Annotated in this window: 17 protein-coding genes and 1 riboswitch; of the genes, 2 read left to right on the forward strand and 15 right to left on the reverse strand. The window is 69.7% G+C overall.

Annotated features, from left to right (window positions below):
• Window positions 1-25: 25 nt before the first annotated feature.
• From ACFQ9R_RS20870 to ACFQ9R_RS20925, 12 genes are read right to left on the reverse strand one after another with little or no spacing between them, the layout of a single operon-like run.
• Window positions 26-1,174 carry an LLM class flavin-dependent oxidoreductase gene (locus ACFQ9R_RS20870; protein WP_378992559.1) on the reverse strand — a complete coding sequence of 383 codons (1,149 nt, stop codon included), beginning with the start codon at window positions 1,172-1,174 and terminating at the stop codon, window positions 26-28.
• Window positions 1,171-1,980: a DUF1684 domain-containing protein gene (locus ACFQ9R_RS20875; protein ID WP_378992560.1), complete on the reverse strand. Its 810-nt coding sequence runs from the start codon at window positions 1,978-1,980 to the stop codon at window positions 1,171-1,173. The genes ACFQ9R_RS20870 and ACFQ9R_RS20875 overlap by 4 nt, the downstream gene beginning before the upstream one ends.
• Complete coding sequence (locus ACFQ9R_RS20880; protein ID WP_378992561.1) at window positions 1,977-3,344, reverse strand: NtaA/DmoA family FMN-dependent monooxygenase; 1,368 nt, start codon at window positions 3,342-3,344, stop codon at window positions 1,977-1,979. The genes ACFQ9R_RS20875 and ACFQ9R_RS20880 overlap by 4 nt, the downstream gene beginning before the upstream one ends.
• Window positions 3,341-4,468 (reverse strand): LLM class flavin-dependent oxidoreductase, encoded by a 1,128-nt coding sequence (locus ACFQ9R_RS20885; protein WP_378992563.1) that lies wholly within the window; start codon window positions 4,466-4,468, stop codon window positions 3,341-3,343. Before ACFQ9R_RS20885 ends, ACFQ9R_RS20880 begins: the two co-directional genes overlap by 4 nt.
• The gene (locus ACFQ9R_RS20890; RefSeq protein WP_378992564.1) at window positions 4,465-6,132 is read right to left on the reverse strand and encodes a dipeptide ABC transporter ATP-binding protein; all 1,668 of its coding nucleotides are present in this window, start codon (window positions 6,130-6,132) and stop codon (window positions 4,465-4,467) included. Before ACFQ9R_RS20890 ends, ACFQ9R_RS20885 begins: the two co-directional genes overlap by 4 nt.
• Window positions 6,129-7,064, reverse strand: coding sequence for an ABC transporter permease (locus ACFQ9R_RS20895; RefSeq protein ID WP_378992566.1), 936 nt, complete (start codon window positions 7,062-7,064; stop codon window positions 6,129-6,131). The genes ACFQ9R_RS20890 and ACFQ9R_RS20895 overlap by 4 nt, the downstream gene beginning before the upstream one ends.
• Complete coding sequence (locus ACFQ9R_RS20900; protein ID WP_378992568.1) at window positions 7,024-8,148, reverse strand: ABC transporter permease; 1,125 nt, start codon at window positions 8,146-8,148, stop codon at window positions 7,024-7,026. The genes ACFQ9R_RS20895 and ACFQ9R_RS20900 overlap by 41 nt, the downstream gene beginning before the upstream one ends.
• A 1-nt stretch (window position 8,149) precedes the next feature.
• Window positions 8,150-9,769 carry an ABC transporter substrate-binding protein gene (locus tag ACFQ9R_RS20905; protein ID WP_378992570.1) on the reverse strand — a complete coding sequence of 540 codons (1,620 nt, stop codon included), beginning with the start codon at window positions 9,767-9,769 and terminating at the stop codon, window positions 8,150-8,152.
• Window positions 9,766-10,836, reverse strand: a complete 1,071-nt coding sequence (locus ACFQ9R_RS20910; RefSeq protein WP_378992571.1) for an LLM class flavin-dependent oxidoreductase — start codon at window positions 10,834-10,836, stop codon at window positions 9,766-9,768. The genes ACFQ9R_RS20905 and ACFQ9R_RS20910 overlap by 4 nt, the downstream gene beginning before the upstream one ends.
• The gene (locus tag ACFQ9R_RS20915; protein WP_378992572.1) at window positions 10,833-11,792 is read right to left on the reverse strand and encodes an ABC transporter substrate-binding protein; all 960 of its coding nucleotides are present in this window, start codon (window positions 11,790-11,792) and stop codon (window positions 10,833-10,835) included. Before ACFQ9R_RS20915 ends, ACFQ9R_RS20910 begins: the two co-directional genes overlap by 4 nt.
• Before the next feature lie 32 nt (window positions 11,793-11,824).
• The gene (locus ACFQ9R_RS20920) at window positions 11,825-12,586 is read right to left on the reverse strand and encodes an amino acid ABC transporter ATP-binding protein (protein WP_378992573.1); all 762 of its coding nucleotides are present in this window, start codon (window positions 12,584-12,586) and stop codon (window positions 11,825-11,827) included.
• Window positions 12,583-13,578 (reverse strand): amino acid ABC transporter permease, encoded by a 996-nt coding sequence (locus ACFQ9R_RS20925; protein WP_378992574.1) that lies wholly within the window; start codon window positions 13,576-13,578, stop codon window positions 12,583-12,585. Before ACFQ9R_RS20925 ends, ACFQ9R_RS20920 begins: the two co-directional genes overlap by 4 nt.
• A gap of 110 nt (window positions 13,579-13,688) precedes the next feature.
• A riboswitch (SAM riboswitch) is annotated at window positions 13,689-13,782 on the reverse strand.
• A gap of 366 nt (window positions 13,783-14,148) precedes the next feature.
• Between ACFQ9R_RS20925 and ACFQ9R_RS20930 the strand changes: the two genes are divergently transcribed.
• Window positions 14,149-14,868, forward strand: a complete 720-nt coding sequence (locus tag ACFQ9R_RS20930; RefSeq protein ID WP_378992576.1) for a hypothetical protein — start codon at window positions 14,149-14,151, stop codon at window positions 14,866-14,868.
• A 51-nt stretch (window positions 14,869-14,919) separates the two neighbouring features.
• A complete protein-coding gene (locus tag ACFQ9R_RS20935) occupies window positions 14,920-15,138 on the forward strand; it encodes a hypothetical protein (RefSeq protein ID WP_378992577.1) in 219 nt (72 codons plus the stop codon).
• Here the strand turns inward: ACFQ9R_RS20935 and ACFQ9R_RS20940 are convergent.
• From ACFQ9R_RS20940 to ACFQ9R_RS20950, 3 genes are all read right to left on the reverse strand, one after another.
• Window positions 15,122-16,294, reverse strand: coding sequence for a glycosyltransferase family 2 protein (locus ACFQ9R_RS20940; RefSeq protein WP_378992579.1), 1,173 nt, complete (start codon window positions 16,292-16,294; stop codon window positions 15,122-15,124). The genes ACFQ9R_RS20935 and ACFQ9R_RS20940 overlap by 17 nt on opposite strands.
• A gap of 1 nt (window position 16,295) precedes the next feature.
• On the reverse strand, window positions 16,296-17,051 hold the full coding sequence (locus ACFQ9R_RS20945; protein ID WP_378992682.1) for an LppM family (lipo)protein: 756 nt from the start codon (window positions 17,049-17,051) through the stop codon (window positions 16,296-16,298).
• 147 nt (window positions 17,052-17,198) lie between these two features.
• Window positions 17,199-18,134, reverse strand: a complete 936-nt coding sequence (locus ACFQ9R_RS20950; protein WP_378992581.1) for a carotenoid biosynthesis protein — start codon at window positions 18,132-18,134, stop codon at window positions 17,199-17,201.
• Between the last annotated feature and the right edge of the window lie 63 nt (window positions 18,135-18,197).

Below are 18,197 nucleotides of genomic sequence, written 5' to 3' on the forward strand. Positions count from 1 at the left end.
TGGGGCGCCCGAGGGGGTAGGCCGGTCAAGCCGCGCGGGCGGCTCGCAATCCCCACGCGTCGGCCAGCAGGCGGTGTGATTCGAGCCGGTCGGCGTGGTCGTGGGTGATGGTGGTGATGAGCAATTCGTCTGCGCCGGTGACCCTTTGGAGGGCCTCGAGCCGCTCGACCACGGTGGTGGGCGAGCCGACGATCTGCGAAGCCAGGCGGTCGTCGACGAGGCGGAGTTGATCCGGGGTGAGCGGGGACGCTGTTGCGGGATCGGGGTATTCGGCCGCGCCGCCGCTGCGGATGCTGTGCACCCAATGTCCGTACGTGCTCGCGAGGTGGCGGGCGGTGTCGTCGTCGGCCGCGGTGACCACGTCCGCCGAGACGATCACGTGCGGTTCGGCCAGCTGCGCCGACGGCCGGAACGCCGCCCGATACGCCTCGACCGCGTCCAGCGCGGACCCCGGTGCGACGTGGTAGGCGGCCGCGAACGGCAATCCCGACTTGCCCGCCAGCTCGGCGCTTTCGCCCGCCGAACTGCCGAACAGCCACAGCTCGGTGTCGATGCCCTCGCCGGGAACGGCGTGCAGCTCGACACCACTCGGGGTGAAGTAGCGGCCGTCGAGGAGCGCCTGCACCTCGGCCACCTGGTCGGCGAAGTCCAACGACTCCGCGCCGGGCTGCTGCAGCGCCTCGGCCGAGGCCAGGAACTTCGTGCGGTCGGTGACCCGGCGTGGATCGAACGGTGGCGGCACCACCACACCGTCACGCACCTCGGTCCGGCCGGTGACCGTGTCCACTATCGGGTGCCCGCCCTTGGTGGTCGTGGCCGCGGCGCCGAACTGGCTGCGCCGATGCCCCGACCGGCCCAGACCCACATCGAGTCGTCCCGGGTACAGCGCGTCGACGGTGCCGAAGGCCTCCACGATCGAGGCGGAGGTGTGATGGCCCACCTGCACCGCGCCGGTCCCCACCCGGATACGCGAGGTCGCCGCGGCGACCAACCCGAGCAGCGTCAGCGACGACGAACTCGCCACCGACACGAAATGGTGTTCGGCCAGCCAGTATCGGCGATACCCCCACTGCTCGGCCTGCCGGGCGAGGTCGACGGTGTTGCGCAGTGCCTGTGCGGCACTGGACCCTTCGCTGATCGGTGACAGATCGAGAATCGACAGCGGCACGCTCATAGCTTCGGATCCTGTTCTCCTGCTTCGATCGCCACGCGCAGCCGGTTCTCACGGGGGGCGACAGGGCAGGTGGCGAAGTCGGTGAACGCGCACGGCAGGTTCACCGCCCGGTTGAAGTCGAGGGTGACGGTGCCGTCGGCCTCGACTGCGCCGAGGGCGAGCGAGCGGGCGGCCGGGTAGGTGGTGACGCCGCTGGTGGCGTCGGTGAACAGCACCTTCAGGTCGTCGGGGGTGCCGAAGGCGAGCAGCGCCTCGTGGCTGTCGCCGATGCGGAACTCGACGATTCCCGCGGCGCTGTGGTGGTGCTCGAGCCCGTCGACCACGGCGCCGGTGGTGACGGTGCGTGCTTGCCCGAACGCGGTGAAACGCCCGGTCACCACCCAGCGCGGGTCGGCCGGGTAGGCCGCGACCCCGGTGAACGCGGTCAGTGTCGGCGTGGCCGGATCGTGCACCCGCACCGCGTACTGTCCGGAGCGCCGGATCACCTCGAGGACCCTCTCCTCGTTGAGCACGCTCACCCCCGGGGCGCCCTCCACGGGCGTCACGATCTGCACGCCGCCGATCCGCTCGCCGTCGACATCGAGCCGGTCGGCGGGCTGCGCGGTGATGAACACCTTGTCGTCGGTGACCCACCAGGTGCCGGGGACGCCGTCCAGGCGGGCCGGGCTGTCGGTGAGCCAGTGCAACCCCGCCAGGCTGAGCCAGCCGAGGGGATCGCGCAGGCCGTCTTCGCGGGCGTGATGCCAGCGCGCCCAGTCGTCGGCGAATGTCGTGGTGGGGGTCGGGTTCTCGACGGTGATCGTCATGACGCGCGTGCTCCTTCGGCGACGGTGTGGTGGTGGGGGTGACGCAGACCGAGATGGTCGCGCAAGGTAGTGCCGGTGTATTCAGTGCGGAAGCTGCCGCGTTCCTGCAGTTCGGGGACCACGGTGTCGACGAATTCGTCGAGCCCGCCGGGTGTCAGGTGCGGGACGAGGATGAAACCGTCGGACGCGTCGGACTGCACGTACTGGTCGATCTGCTCGGCGACCTGGGCGGGTGTGCCGATGAACTGCTGGCGGGCGGTGACCTCGATGATGAGTTCGCGGATGCTGAGGTCGCCCGCCTCGGCCTGTTCACGCCACGTCTTGGCCACGGCCAGTGGATCTTTCGTGTGCCGGACCCGGCCCCGGGTGATCTCCGCGGCGGCGTCGGGCTCGACATCGGGCAGCGGGCCGTCGGGGTCGTAACCGGAAAGGTCACGGCCCCAGACCTGTTCGAGGAAGGCGATCGCGGTCTGCGGGCTCACCTGCTGGTAGCGGATGTCGCGGGCCCGTTCGTGCGCCTCGTCGGTGGTGTCGCCGAGGACGAACGTGGCCGCGGGCAGCACCAGCAGATCGCCGTGTGCGCGACCGTATTTCGCCAGCCGGCCCTTGACGTCGGCGTAGAACTTCTGGCCCGCCTCCAGGGTGCCGTGCCCGGTGAAGATCGCGTCGGCGGTCTTCGCGCCGAACTCGCGGCCTTCGTCGGAATCGCCCGCCTGCAACAGCACCGGATGCCCCTGCGGGCTCGGCGGGACGACGAACGGTGCCGCGAAGTCGAACTGTGAACTGCGGAACGCGGTGTCGGGAATGTCGCGGGCGAAGATCCCCCGCTCGCGATCGATCACCAGCGAGTCGGTGGGCCAGCTGTCCCACAGTGCCCTGGTCGCGGCGACCACCTGTTCGGCCCGCCGATACCGCTCACCGTGTTCGAGGTAACCACCGCGCCGGAAGTTCTCTCCGGTGAACGCGTCCGAGGAGGTGACCACATTCCACGCGGCCCGGCCGCCGGAGAGGTGATCGAGCGAGGCGAACTGCTTGGCGACCTCGAAGGGTTCGTTGTAGGTGCTGTTGATGGTGCCCGCCAGCCCGAGCCGCTCGGTCACCGCCGCCACCGCGTTGAGCACGGTGAAGGTATCCGGCCTGCCGACCACATCCAGGTCGTGGATCTGCCCGCGATGCTCGCGCAGCCGCAATCCCTCGGCCAGGAAGAAGAAGTCGAACAGGCCGCGTTCGGCGGTGCGCGCCAGATGCTCGAAGGACACGAAATCGACCTGCGATTTCGAGGCCGGATCGGCCCAGACGGTGGTGTTGTTGACGCCGGGGAAGTGCGCGGCGAGGTGGACTTGCTTGCGTGGTTTCGAGGTCACCGCGCTGCTCCTGTCGTGGCGTATCGGCTGAGTGGACGGGGGAGACCGAGGCGCTCACGCAGGGTCGCGGTGGTGGTGGTCGGCGCGAGCGCGGATCGGTGGGTGGTGAGCTCGGCCAGCGAGGCGTGCAGGGCCAGCGGTCGCAGGACCACGCCGTCGACGGCGTCGGCGCGCGTGATCTCCGTGAGGAGATCGTCGAGCGCGGCGGCGGTACCGACGTGGTGGAATCCGAGCGGCGGGTGGTCCGCCGCCCAGCGATCGAGCTCGCGCACCTCGGCGAGTGCGGTGTCTGCCGAATCCGCCAGGTGCACAGGTAGATCCAGCAGGATCTGCACGATGCCGGGATCGCGGCCCTGCGCGGCGATCGCCGCGCGCAAGGCCGCGCGATGCGCGGCGGCGGTCGCGAGATCGGGGGCGCTGACGCGGATGATGTCGGCTCGGCGGACGGCGACCTCGGTCGACTCGGGGGTGTCGGCGCGGACCGTGATGACGGGTTGGCCCTGCGGCGACCGCGGGGTGATCGACGGGCCCTTGACCGAGAAGTTGTCGCCGGCGAAGTCGATGTAGTGCAGGCGGTCACGGTCGATGAACCGGCCGGTGGGTACGTCGCGGATCTCGGCGCCGTCCTCCCAGCTGTCCCACAACCGGGTCACCACCTCGATCGCCTCGTCGGCCTCGTGCCACAGCGACTTCGGATCTTGCACCTGCTTGCGCCCGAAGGCCTTCGCCTCGACCTCGGTGGTGGACACGGTCACCTCCCACCCCGCGCGGCCCAGGCTCGCGAAGTCGAGCGCGGTCACGGCCTTGGACGCGTGGAACGGTTCGGTGTGGGTGACCGGTACCTGCGGGATCAAGCCGATTCGGCTGGTCAGCGGGGCGGTGCGGGCGGCGATCGCGACGGCGTCGAGCCTGCCGCGGGTCACGGCCGCGCCACCGGACTGGATGCCGAACGCGTCGGGCAGGAAGACGGCGTCGAACCCGAGCTGCTCGGCCGAGGAGATCACGGCGGTCCAGTAGCCGGCGGTGAACAGGTCTTCGGCGCCGGAATCGGTGCGCCGCCAGGACGCGGGATGCGTTCCGGTGCCTACCGTTTCGATGCCGAGGAACAGTCTGGGCTGGCTCATCGGGTGAGGTCCTTTCCGTCGAGGGGATCGATCCGGGTGCCCGGCGCGGGAATCGCCGCGAGCAGCTCCCTCGTGTACGGGTGCCGCGGATCGGTGAACAGGGTTGCGGTGGGCCCGGTTTCGACGACGCGACCGTGGCGCATCACCGCGACCCGGTCGCTGATCCGGCGCACCACGGCCAGGTCGTGGGAGATGAACAGGTAGCCGAGGGCGAGTTCGCGCTGGAGGGTGTCGAGCAGGTCGAGGATCTGCGCCTGCACCGAGGCGTCGAGCGCGGAGACCGGTTCGTCGAGCACCAGCAGGTCGGGGTGCAGGGCCAGCGCGCGGGCGATCGCCACGCGCTGTCGTTGCCCGCCCGACAGTTCCGCGGGCCTGCGTTTCGTGAAATCCGCCGGTAGCGCGACCTGTTCGAGCAGCTCGGCGACTCGTTTCGTCCGGTCGCCGATCCCATAGGCGCGCAGGGGTTCGGCGATGATGTCGGCGACCTCCCAGCGCGGATCCAGCGAGGAGTACGGGTTCTGGTACACCACCTGGAACCGTCGGCGCAGCGTGCGCAGGCGGTTTCGGCGGGCGCTGGTGAGGTCGTGGCCGTCGAAGGTGACCGTCCCGCTGTCGGCGTCGGTGAGTCGCAGAGCGATGCGCGCCGTCGTCGACTTGCCCGAACCGGATTCGCCGACCAGCGCGAGCGTTTCCCCTCGATCGAGACTGAACTGCACATCGTCGACGGCGGTGATGGAGCCCGCTCCCGCGTGGAAGCGCTTGTGCAGGGCGTGAACCGACAGCAACGGTTTTTCCGCTCGGGGTCGCAGGGGCCGGAATTCGGTGGGCGACAGCGCGGGGGACGCGGCGAGCAGGCGCTGCGTGTACGGCTGTGCCGGGTGGTGCAGAACCTGTGCGGTAGTGCCGGATTCGACGACCTTGCCCTGCTCGAGCACCACCAGTCGATCGGCCCGTTCCGCGGCAACGGCCAGGTCGTGGGTGATCAGCAGGACGGCCGTCCCGCGGGCCGCGATCCGCTCGGCCAGCCGATCCAGCACCTGCCGCGCCACCGTCGCGTCGAGGGCGCTCGTCGGCTCGTCCGCGATGATCAGTTCCGGCCCGCACGCCAGCGCGATCGCGATCAGCACGCGCTGACGCTGCCCGCCGGACAGCTCGTGCGGATACTGCCGCGCCCGCAACTGCGGGCGATCCAGCCCGACCTCTTCCAGCAGGTCGAGCGCCTGGAGCGCCGCCCCGCGCCGGTCGGCCAGCCGATGCACCAGCAGCGCCTCGGCCACCTGATCGCCCACCCGCAACACCGGATTGAGCGACAGACCCGGATCCTGCGGCACGAATCCCACCCGCGCCCCGCGCAGCCGCCGCAGGGCCTTCTCGTCGTCCGGGTCGATCCGCTCACCGGCGAACTCGACCTTGCCCGCCACGATTCCCGCCGAATCCCCGAGCAGCCCGATCACCGCGTGTGCCAATGTCGATTTGCCCGACCCCGACTCGCCGACGAGGGCGACGACCTCTCCGCGCGCCACCTCGATCGACACGCCGCGCAGCGCGGACACCGACCCCGCGCCGGTCCGATACTCGATGTGCAGATCTTCCACCTGCAGCAACGGCTGGTCCGGCGCGGCCGAACTCCGCGTCGGGTGCGTTCCGTTCGTCTTGTCGCTCATCGTGTTTCGGTCCTTCCCACGAATCGACCCACACGCTGAGCCGACAACACCACGGCGATGATGACCAGGCCCGGCAGCGTCGTCAGCCACCAGGCGGAGGCGAGGAAGTTGCGGCCCTCCGAGATCAGCGAACCCCATTCGGGGGTGGGCGGTTTGGTGCCGTAGCCGAGGAAGCTCAGCGAGGACACGGCCAGCACCGCCATGCCGAACTCGACCGCGGCCAAGGCCAGCACCGGCTGGAACGCATTGGGCAGCACGTGCCGAACGAGCACCGCGTACCAGCGCACGCCGGACGCGTGCGCGGCCTCGACATACGGCGCGTGCCGCACCCGCAGCACCTCCGAGCGCATCACCCTGGCGAAGTTCGCGATCAGCGAGACACCCACGGCGACAGCCACATTGCGGGTGCCGAAGCCGAGCGCGGTGACCAGGGCCAGCGCGAGCAGCAGCGACGGGATGGACAGCAGCACATCGACGACCCGCATGATCGCGGTGTCGACGATGCCGCCCGCGGCGCCCGACAGCAGCCCGAGTACCGACCCGACCACCAACGCGATCCCGACCGCGGTGAGCGTGGCGGTGAGCGAGAGCCCCGCACCGTGCACCATCCGCGTGTACAGGTCGCGTCCGAGATTGTCGGTGCCGAACCAGTGCGCCGCGCTGGGGGCCTGGAACTTGTCCGCGGGCACGCCGATCAGCGGATCGCCGGAGGCGAACACCGAGGGCGCCACCGCCCAGCCGACCGCGACGGCCAGCACCACGCCCGACACCACCAGACCCAGGTGTGCGCGGGCCCATCGGGCAGTTCGGGCCACTCGGTGCACGCGCGCGACGCCGTGATCGGTCACCGATTCGGGCCGTGCGGTCGGCGCCGGTCGGCGCACGAGGATGTCAACCACGTTCACTCCGTTCGGTGTCGGTGTTCGAGCCATCCGATTCGCCGGATTTCCCAGCGACGGACACGGCGTCGGCGGGGGTGCCCGCGACCGGCACGCCACGAGCGCGACGTGTCCCGGTGATGCGCGGATCGAGCAGCGGATAGAGCAGGTCGACCGCCAGATTCACGCCGACGAAGATCAGCGCCGAGAGCAGGACCACGCCCTGGACCACGGGGATGTCCTGGTTGAGCACGGAGGTCTGGGTGAGCCGGCCGACGCCCGCGCGGGCGAACACCGACTCCACCACCACCGACCCGGCCAGCATCGTGCCGACCAGCACCCCCGCGATGGTGAACGCGGGCACGCTGGCCAACCGGGCGATATGGCGACGCTGCACCCACCAGCGCGACGCGCCCTTGGCCAGCGCCACATCGGTGAACGGCTGACGCCAGGTCTGTTCCAGCCCGGCAGCGAGAACCTGGGCCAGCACCGCCCCGATCGGTAGCGCCAGCGTCAGCGCGGGCAGTAGCGTCCCGCGCAGCCCGGTCCCGCCGAAGGCGGGGAACCAGTGCAGCCGGAAGGAGAACAGCTGCAACAGGAGCAGACCGGTCCAGAAGGTCGGCACCGAAACGCCCAGCGGCGGTAGCGCACTCAAGGTATTGCGAAGCCACGGCCGCCTTGTGTAGGTGGCGGCGAACGCGAGGATCGTCCCGCCGACGATCGCGAAAAGCAGTGCGAGAGACGCCAGTCCGAGCGTGGCCGGTAGAACGTCGCCGAGGGCTTCGGTCACGGGCTGACCGGTGTTGATGGAGCGCCCCAGATCGCCGGTGACGGCATTGCCGAGTGCGGTCACGTACTGGTCCCACAGCGGCTTGTCCAGCCCGTAGCGAGCCTGCAACTCGGCGATCGCCGCCTGGTCCACCGGCGCACCGGTGCCCGCGCTGTCGGCCGCCATCGAGACCGGATCCGCGGGCAGCAGGTACAGCACCACGAAGGAGATCGTGAATGCCGCCCACAACACCCAGATCGCCTGTAGCAAACGAGAACCCACGTAGCGTGCGAAGTCCGCCCGGCCGTCCGCGCGCCGGATCTCGCTACCCGCGCCGTCGCGCCGCGGACTCCCGACCACCTCGCTCATCTCAGTGCCCGCTCAACCAGGTGTCGAAGAACTGCAGTCGTGCCGAAGCCTCGAACTTCAGATCCTGGGTGTGCGCGGCCGCGCCGACTGCCTGCGACAACTCGACCGTCGGGATCAACAGACCGTTGTCGAGCACCTGCCGCTGCGCGGATCCGATCAGTTCCGCACGGGCGGCCGGATCACTGGTGGCGAGCTGCTTGTCGAGGGTCTCGTCGAGCTGGGGGATCGGGCCACGCGCGGTGATGTTGCGCCCGGCGAGTCCGAACGACGTGCGCAGGATGTCACCGTCGGCGCGGGTGGTGTTGCCGTAACCGGCGTCGATATCGTGCGTGTTCTGCCGGGTGATGGCCTCCGGGGTGGACACGAGATCGAGCTTCAGGTCCACCCCGACCTGGCGCAGTTGCTGCTGCACCAGCTCGAGAATCGCCTGATTGCCCGCGAATACCTGGCTGAACGTCACCGCGAAACTCAGTCGCTCACCGTTCTTCGCCCGGACACCGTCCGCGCCGAGGACCCAGCCTGCCTGATCGAGGATCGACTTCGCCTTGGCCGGTTCATAGGCCAGCCGCGCCGACTGATCCAGGTACGCCGGGGTCGCCGATGCCAGGCTCGAGGTCGCAGGCTTGAACTGGGGACCGAGCACGGTCTCGACGAGCTGCTTGCGGTCGATCGCGGGGAGCAGCGCCTGCCGGACGGCCGGATCACGCAGTGGGCCGCGAGTCACGTTGACCTGAAAACCGAACGGAGTGCCGGGGTTGGATGTCGACAGGATCCGCCCGCCGACGGCCTCGATCTGCGGAGCGTCCTGGGGCAGCGCGTCGCTGACGGCGTCGAGCTGGCCCGATGCCAGGCTGCCCGTGCGCACACCCGATTCGGGAACGACGGTGAACTCGATCCGGTCCAGATACGCCTCGCCCTGGTGGCCGAAAACAGCGGAGCCCCAGTTGTATCCGGCGCGTTTGGCCAGCGTCACCGAGGTGTCCTGCTTGTAGGAGGCGTAGGTGAACGGCCCGCTGCCGATGTTGTCACCCGCGCACCGGGCTTCGGCCGGTTTGGCATTGGTCGACTGCGCCAGGATGCCGAGCTGCGTGGTCGAGGACGCCTGCAGGAACTGGGCGTTCGGCGCACTGAATTCGACACGGGCCGTGAGCTTGTCGACCGCCGTCGTGCCGACGTAGCCGGTCAGATAGCTGGCGCCCAACTGCGCCTTCGCGGCACCGAGCTTGACGACCGCGTCGAAGGTATCGCGCACCGAATCGGCGGTGAGCGCGGTGCCGTCGCTGAAAGTGACCCCATCGGCCAACTTGAAGGTGAACACCTTGGCGTCGGGACTGACCTCCCAGCTCTTGGCCAGCCACGGGGTGATCGCGCCGGTCTTCGGGTCCTGATCGGTCAGCGAGTCGACGATCTGGCGGGCCACATAGATGGTCTGGTTGGTGCCCGACTGCGCCGGATCCGAGCAGGTCGGAGCGCCGGACAGCCCGTAGCGCAACGTGCCGCCCGGCTGCGGCGGACCGGCTTGAGCACCGGAGCCTGCGGTGTCGCTGCCACAGGCGACCACCGTGGTGACGGCGGCCAGTGCGCCGACGGCGGCGGCGATGCGATGACGAGGACGGATCACGAGACAACTCCAGAGAATTGGCGGCCAGCGGCCAGGGGACGACTCGGAATGCGGCGGCGCAGCTCGGGCGCCACCTCGGCCTGGAACAGTTCGAGACTGCCCAGGTACTCGGATTCGGTGCGGCCGTCACGTTCGGCGGACAGGTGGATCACCTCGTGCCCGAACTGTTCGTGATAGCGGCCGACCTTGTCGATCACCTGCTCCGGGCTGCCGACCAGCGCCGACGAGCGGGTGACGAAGTCTTCGACGGTCTCGAACACGACCGGATTGCCGACCTTGCGCTGCAGCGAGGTCCGCGCCTCGAACAGCGGGCGGAACACCGCGACGGCCTCCTGCGAGGTCCGCGCCACATGGAAGCCCGCGGTGCCCGCGCCGACCAGCGCATCGGCCGGGTCGTGACCGTAGTGCGCCCACCGCTCGCGATAGTGGCGGATCAGCGCGGCGTACGGCTCGATCGGATTGGTGACGTTCGCCGAGAACACCGGATCACCGTGGCGCGCGGCCAGTTCCACCGACTCCAGGCTCGTCGCACTCCCGTGCCAGATCCGCACCTGCGGCTGCAGCGGCCGGGGCAACGCCTTGGCCGCGGCGAGCGAGGGCCGGAACTGTCCCGACCACGTCACTTCCTCGCTGTCCCACAGCGCCCGGAACAGCTCGTACCCTTCCCGATTGCGCTCCCACTGATCCTCGGTGGTGACGTGATAGAGCTGCGCCTGCGCCGCGCCGTTGCCCTTGCCGATGATCAGCTCGAGCCGGCCCTCGGACAGGTTGTCGAGGGTGGAATAGTCCTCGAACGCGCGCACCGGATCGAGCAGGCTCAAGGTGGTGACCGCGGTGAACAGGCTGATTCGCGAGGTGAGGGCCGCGATATGGCTCAACACCACCGGGGGAGCGGCCGACAGGAACGGATCCTCGTGCCGCTCACCGACCGCGAACCCGTCGTAGCCGAGTTCCTCGGCGCGCCTGGCCTGTTCGACCACCTCGTGCAGGCGATCGCGCGTCGTCGGGACCACGCCGGTGACCGGATCGGGCACCCGCGTGATCAGCGTCATCAGTAGGAACTTCATGCGGCGGGCTTCTTCGGCAGACCGGGCGGGTTGATCCGCGACTCGGTGACCTTCTCCGAATTCAGGCCCCAGCGATCGAGGATCTTCTGGTAGCTGCCGTCGGCGATCGCGTGCTGCAGCGCCTTGTGGATCGGGCCGATCAGGCCGTTGTCCTTCTTGGTGAGCGCCGCGATCTCGCCCTGCAGCTGCTCGCCCGCGCCGGAGAAGGTGGCGATGATCTTGCCGTCGCTGGTGGCGGAGTGATAGACGGCCGCGGGGTTCGGGCCGATGTAGCCGTCGATGCGCTTGGAGGCCAGCGCGAGGTAGTAGTCGGTGCTCTGCTGGTAGTAGGCGATGTCGACCGGGGGCAGGCCCTCGGCGACGTTCTTCTCGTTCCAGCTCACCAGCAGCTGTTCCTGATTGGTGCCCGCGCCGATCCCGATCCGCTTGCCCGCCAGGCTCTTGCGGTCGGTGTAGGTCAGCGTGCTGTCCTTGGGGACCTCGAGGGCGACGGTGTCGGTGCGGTAGGTGGCGAAGTCGTACTTCTCCTTGCGCTCCTCGGTGACGGTCACGTTCGAGATGAACGCGTCCACCTCACCGGAATCCACCCGCACGAAGTTCTGCGACCAGTCGGCCACCTGGATGTCGAGCTTCAGGCCCAGGATGTCGGCCACCAGGGTGGCGAAGTCGACCTCGGAGCCGATGACGGTCCGGTCGTCGGTGGCGTAGAACCGCAGCGGCGGCACGGAACCGGCGGGACCGGTCACCACCAGCGTGCCGCGGTCGCGGATGGCCTTGGGCACCTCGGCGGCGATCGCGTCGACCTTGGCGGCGCGCACCCTGCCCTCCTGGGCGGGGGACAGGTCGTAGGTGATCGCACCGGCCTGCACGGTGTCGGCGGCCTCGGGCTCGGCGGTGCAGCCTGCCGTCAACAGCGTGGCCGCCGCGACGATGCCGATCAGAGTGGAGAGCTTCATCAGTGTCGAAACCTGTTCGTGGGAAGGGATGTTCAGCGGACGCGGGACAGGAACGCCTGCGTACGCGGGTGTTCGGGGTGATCGAGAACGCTGGCGGCCTCGCCCTGCTCGACGATCACGCCCTCGTCGAGGAACACGACCGTGTCGGCGACCTCGCGGGCGAAACCGATCTCGTGGGTGACGATCACCAGCGCGGTGCCGCTGTGCGCGAGATCGCGGATCACCGCGAGGACCTCGCCGACCAGCTCCGGGTCGAGTGCGGAGGTGGGTTCGTCGAACAGGATCAGCCGTGGTTTCAAGGCCAGGGCCCGTGCGATGGCCACGCGCTGCTGCTGTCCACCGGACAGACGCCGGGGGTAGGCGTCGACGAAATCGGCCAGGCCCACCCGTTCCAAGAGCTGTGTCGCCTCGGCGATCACCTCGCCGCGCGGACGGCGCTGCGCCGAGACCGGGGCGAGCACCACGTTGTCGAGCACCGTGAGATGCGGGAACAGATTGAACTGCTGGAACACGAAGCCGATGCGGCTGCGCTGGGCGCGCACCGCGTGGTCGGGCAGCGAACGCAGGGTACTGCCGCGTTGGCGGTAGCCGATCAGCTCACCGTCGATGTGCACGGTGCCCGCGTCCTGCGCTTCCAGATGATTGAGCACCCGCAGCAGCGTGGACTTGCCGGAGCCGGACGGCCCGATCAGCGCGACCACCTCACCGGCGCGTACGGCCAGATCCACGCCACGCAGTACCTCGGTGCCGCTGTAGGACTTGCGGATTCCGCGCGCCAGCACCGCTGCGGTCATCGGGTTGCTCCTCGGGGTGCGGCCGCACCGGCGGCGATCTCGGTGACCTTGGCGCGGACCCGCTGCCACGGTGTCGGCGGCAGCTCACGCTGCGCGCCCTTGGCGTAGTGCCGTTCGATGTAGTACTGCAGGATCGACAGCGCCGTGGTGAGCACGATGTACCAGACGGTCGCCACCATCAGCAGCGGCACCACCCGGCCGTTGCGGCCGAAGATCACCTGCACCTGGTAGAACAGCTCGGCGATCGCCATCACCGACACGATCGAGGTGCCCTTGAACAGGCTGATCACCTCATTGGCCGCGTTCGGCAGAATCGAGCGCATCGCCTGCGGCAACACGATCGTGCGGAACTGGCGCCAGCGTGGAATCCCCAGCGCCGCCGCCGCTTCGAGCTGACCGTCGTCGACGGCGAGCAGACCCGCCCGGATCAGTTCGGCCGAATACGCCGCCTGATGCAGGGCCAGCCCGATCACCGCCGCGGTGAAACCGCTGATCACACCATTGACATCGAACTCGTAGAAGCCGGGGCCGAACGGAATGCCCACGGACAGGCGGGGATACAGGTAGGCGATGTTGAACCAGAACAGCAGCTGCACGATCAGCGGGATCGAACGGAAAGCCCAGATATAGGTCCAGGCGATCACCCGCAGCACGGGATTGTTCGACACCCGCCCGATCGCCAGCAGCGTGCCGATCGCGAAACCGAGGGCGGTGCCCCACAGGGTGAGCTCGATGGTCACCCGGAGTGCGGCCAGCACCGACTTCGCGGTGAAGTACTGGGCGAAAGTGCCCCAGTCCCAACCCGGATTGGTGATCAGGCCGTGCGCGAACTGGGCCACCAGCAGTAGAGCGATCGCCGCGACGGCCCAGCGCCACGGGTGCCACGACCCGGCGATCCGGGGCAGGTCGTCGATGGGCGCCTTGTCGGCGGGGAGAGCGTCGCCGGGCGGTGCGGGCGCGGTCTCGGCGCCGGATACGGCAGACGCGGTCATGGGAATCCTTCGGAAAACAGTGGAACGAGGCACAGTGACCTCCACCCGGCCAGCAACGGGTTCGCGATCTGGCGGCGCTCAGGCCGGACAGGTGGACAGCACGAAAATCTCCTCCATCGAACCCGGCAGAAGCACCCACACCCCGAAACGGGCGGGTTGCTGCGACGTCGTAGAGCCAGGTCTCTCGGTCGCTCTGGATGGTTGTGCCCGGCCGTCGTGGCCCGAGCTGAATCAGCATGTGGCATATGCACTAGTGCGCGCAACGATAGAAATCAACGTGAGCGCAGAGGTTGGAACCGATCGTGGGCACCGGCATAATTGCCCCGGTTCGGCGCGGTAGGTGATTCGCGCGCGGGCGCGTGCGCAGGGGTCTGGGCGAACGCGTCCGGGCATAGGGATCCTGCGGATGCGTCGTTGGGTCCGGTGCCGAGAAGGGGGCGGACACCGGGCCGCGGCGGCGGGTTCGCTGCGAGATTGCGACGCGCCGAACGGCCGGTGACTTCACCTGTCCGGATTCACCCACCGCACGCGGTAGCGTCGGCCTTCTCTGCGTCGATGAGGAGTTTCGCCGTGATCGTTGCACGTCGTTCCGCCACACTGACCTCGCTGACGGCCTGCGCCGCCGCGCTACTGCTGGCCGCGCCACCGGCCGCCGCCGAACCGGCCGCACCGGTGACGCCCGCTGTCACCCGGGATGCGCCGGCTGTTCGGCCATCGGCGGGCCCGGGTGATCTGCTCGGCGCCTACCAAACCGTCGTCGAGACGCTGAAATCCCTGGGTATCCAGCCGTTCCTGTACCCCACGGTCGCCGCGAACTGCACCGGTGACGGCGCGGGTCTCGTGCCGGCCGTCGCGGGCGCGGTCCCTGGGCCGTGGCCGGCGAACACCCTCCCGATCCCGGGCATCGACCTGTCGGCCGTGAAGTCCGGCCAGACCCTGTTCACCTTCCTGCCCTACGGGCTCGCCCCCGACACCGCCGCGACGAAAACCTCCGGTATGCAGGTGGCCTGGCTCAATATCAGCACCGGTCGCGGCGGCATGGCTTCGATGGGCTCGATCGCCGACATCGTTCGCGCCATGGTCCCGCCCGAGGTTCCCGCCGAACTGCGTCCCCTCGCCGAAACCGCCATCCGTGACTTCCTCTTCGCCGCCATCCCCGTCGGCGGCGTTCGCGCTGTCCCGGTAGACACCGGCCGCGGTACCGTCCTGGCCGCCGTCTTCGGCACCACCGACAATGCGGGCAGGTCTTGCTTCTTCTTTCCCACCATCGGCATTACCGAGGTCGCCTGAAACTCGCGGGTCGGCGTCAGGCTCGGCATCGCCCAGTACTGGATCGTCCGCGTGGTCGACGACGACGGACCGGTGTCCTCCATCGAGCAACTGCGTCTCGCTTCGGACGGCAGGTGCGTCACCGACCGAATCGGGCTACGTGGTCAGGACCTTGTCACCGCAATCGACCTGGTCGAGGTCGAAATCGCCTGGGCAGATCTGGATCTGGACATCGAACAGTCGTCAACCGCCGGAGTGGCGACGGCGGCGGTGGTCATGCCAGGCGGGTAACGGCGTCGTCGGGCGTCACCAAAGGTCGCTGTTTCCAGCGGAGGCGGCCGGTGCGGTGGCGGTGGTGGGAGCGGGTCCAGAGAACGAGGTAGTGGGCTACCGAGAGGGGGTGGGCCAGGGCTGAGGTGAGGTCGATGGCCGTTGGAGGGCGGCGGGTTTCGATGGTGCGGGCGGTCAGACGGCTTGTGACGGCGGCCAGGTAGCCGAGTAGCCCTGCTCGGCGGGTTCGGGTGCGGCCGAAGATCGCGGCCAGTGGGGGAATCCAATAGGCGAGGGCGGCGAGGATTCCGATGGCTGCGCCGGTGTCACGGCGGCCGCCGTAGGCCGACCACAGCCAGCGGGTGTAGCCGTCGGTGAGTTCGGTGGTGCCGGTATACATTCGGGTGCTCGCGGCGGGGCCCGCGGTCACCAGGGCGGTGCGATGGCCTGCTCGGCGGATGGCGCGGGCCAGGTCCAGGTCCTCGGTGGCGCTGGCTGCTACGGCCGCGTGGCCGCCGCCGGCGCGGTAGGCCGCGGCGTCGACGGCGAGGAACTGGCCGCACGCTACGGCGGTGGACGGGCGCAGGCTGTGATTGGCGGGCCCGACGGGCAGGGTCGAGGCCCACGACCAGGCCAGCAGGGGCTGGATGAGGCGCTCGGCGGTCGAACCGGCGTCCTGCCTCGGCCAGGCCGAGACCAGACCTGCTCCGCGCCTGCGCAATTCGGTCACCGCCGCGGCGATCGCATGGGGGGCCAGGCGGACGTCCGCGTCGATGAAGACCAGGGCGGCCGCGTCGGTGCGGGCGGCCAGGCGCGCGCACGCGGCGGCCTTGCCGGTCCACCCGGGGGCGGGGTGGGCGGCCGAGCGCAGGACGGTGAAGCGCTCGTCGTCGGCGATCGCGTCGAGTGCGGCTTCGTAGGTGCCGTCGGTGGACGCGTCGTCGAGAATCAGCACGCTCAGGCGGGGGACGCCGACCTGCGCGCGAAGGTCGGCGATCAGCGCGGGCAGGCGCTGCGACTCGTCGCGGGCGGGGACGCACACCGTGACCGGTTCGATCACGCCCGCGACCCCGCGCGGCAGGGTGCGCAAGGTGACCAGGTTGTAGGCGGCGGTGGCCGCGCCGAGCGCGGCCAGACCGGTGCCCGCCCAGGTCAGGTAGCGGGCAGCCGCGCTCATGTCAGCGGCCCAGTCTGCGACTGGAGATTTCGCGCCACATCTCCGAGGGGGAGAAACCGCCACGCGGTGCGTTCGGCGGGCCGGGGTTGCGGTCGCGGAACGCCAGGCCCGCGATCAGCGCGGCCACCGCGAGGGTGATGCCGCCGACGATGCCCGCCCAGCCCGCGAACGAGCGGGTGTTGGGGTCGGCGTACTTCACCTCGGCACGCAGGGTCGACACCTCGCCCGCGGGCAGCTTCCACGACACCGTGTTCTCACTGTCGGTGGTCTCCCGGGTGCCGTTGGTCTTGGCGACGCGGGCCGGGAACGCCACGGAGAACTGCACGTCCGAGCCGTGCGGCGGCACCGATTCCAGGTCGACCCGCCCGGTGAGACTCACCAGATCGCCGCTGCGCTGGAATTCGAGCGTGAACATGCCCTGGGTCTGATCCGACAGGCCACCGAGCTGGCCGACCTCGCCGAAGGACAGATCGTCGAAGAACACCTGGGTACCCATGTACCCGTCCTGGTTGTAGTTCTCCACCCGCACCTTCGCCGCCAGCTGCTCCGGCGCCTTCAGCTGCGGCCCCTTGTCTTCAGGCCCCGTCGGCACCACCGCGGCGACGATCCGCCCCGACACGCGATCGTTCGATGACACCCCCATCGACACCTGCACACGCAGGCACCCGGCGAGCGCGGGCACGAGCAATGCCAGCAGGACGGCAACGGCCGCGACGCGCCGCGCGGGCACGGAACGACGCGGCGAAGGAGCGGGCATGTCGGCGACGGGACTCGGCTGCACGGTTGACATCGTGCCAGGCTCAGGCCCGAGAGCCCACACGACGGGCCCAGCGCTCACCACCCACCCGTGCCGATCAGGCATTTTCGCCCCGAATCGGGGTGTGTCGCGGCGGGGCCTGCCCGCTCAGAACGCGCGTCGCGCGGCCCGCGCACGCAGAAACAACGGGATTCCGAGCACACCGAGACCGAGGAAACCCCAGATCGCCGAGGCGGGAAGGCCGAGGAACACCGCGTGTGCGAGAGCCGAGCCGAGCCAGGTCCACCCGAACACCGCGACCGGGACCGCCACCGACGGATCGCGCGGCGGCGGCAGGAAATGATCGAGCAGGGTGAGAATCACTGCCATGACCACGGCGACGAGCGTCCAGCCCAGGTAGTTGGTGTACGGGATCTCGGGGATGCCGGGCAGGCCCGCGTCGGTGACCGCCCAGGTCCATTGGCCGTCGGCCACCATCTGCGGATCGAGGAACAGATCCCAGCCGACCGCGCCGAGGACGAACAGTCCCACGCGCCCGGCATTCGACCCGCTGAGCAGTCGAGCGTCCGACGCGCTGTGTGCCCGCGCACGCACGGATCCGGACCGACCCGGGCGCCGCGTGATCGAGGCGCTCGAGGGGCGCTCGCGAGACACGAGCATGCCCGCGACGATCCAGATCGGGTACAGCCCGCCGGTCCACGCCAACGGCACCGCCAACGGGACATCGGCGAACGCGGGCCCGAGCCGATCGACGGCATAGGCGTAGCCGCCGAACGGGAATCCGGTCGCGGTGCCGACGATTTCGGCGGTGAGCCCCAGCCCGGACACGACGACGAAGAACCCGGCGGCCCACCGCAATCCACGAGTGGTCGCCGCGTGCAGCAGGGCGGTCGAGGCGGACAGCACCACGACCGCGACGGTGATCCGGTCGCGCGCCACCCCCGCGCTCAACGGGTACGTGATCTGCGCGAGCACCAGCGCCAGCGCGGTCACGGCCGGCATCGCGCGGCGTGGGTCGGCGCGTAACCAGGCGCGGATCGCGGCGAGAGTACGACGACCTGTGTCGAGAATCGTGCCGGTCATCGATGCCGCCGAACTGTCGGGCCGGTGCTGCCGTGCCGCTGACTCCGGCGGTGTGGCGGGCAG

This window comes from Nocardia sp. NPDC056541 (assembly GCF_042794235.1).
Taxonomy (GTDB): Bacteria; Actinomycetota; Actinomycetes; order Mycobacteriales; family Mycobacteriaceae; genus Nocardia.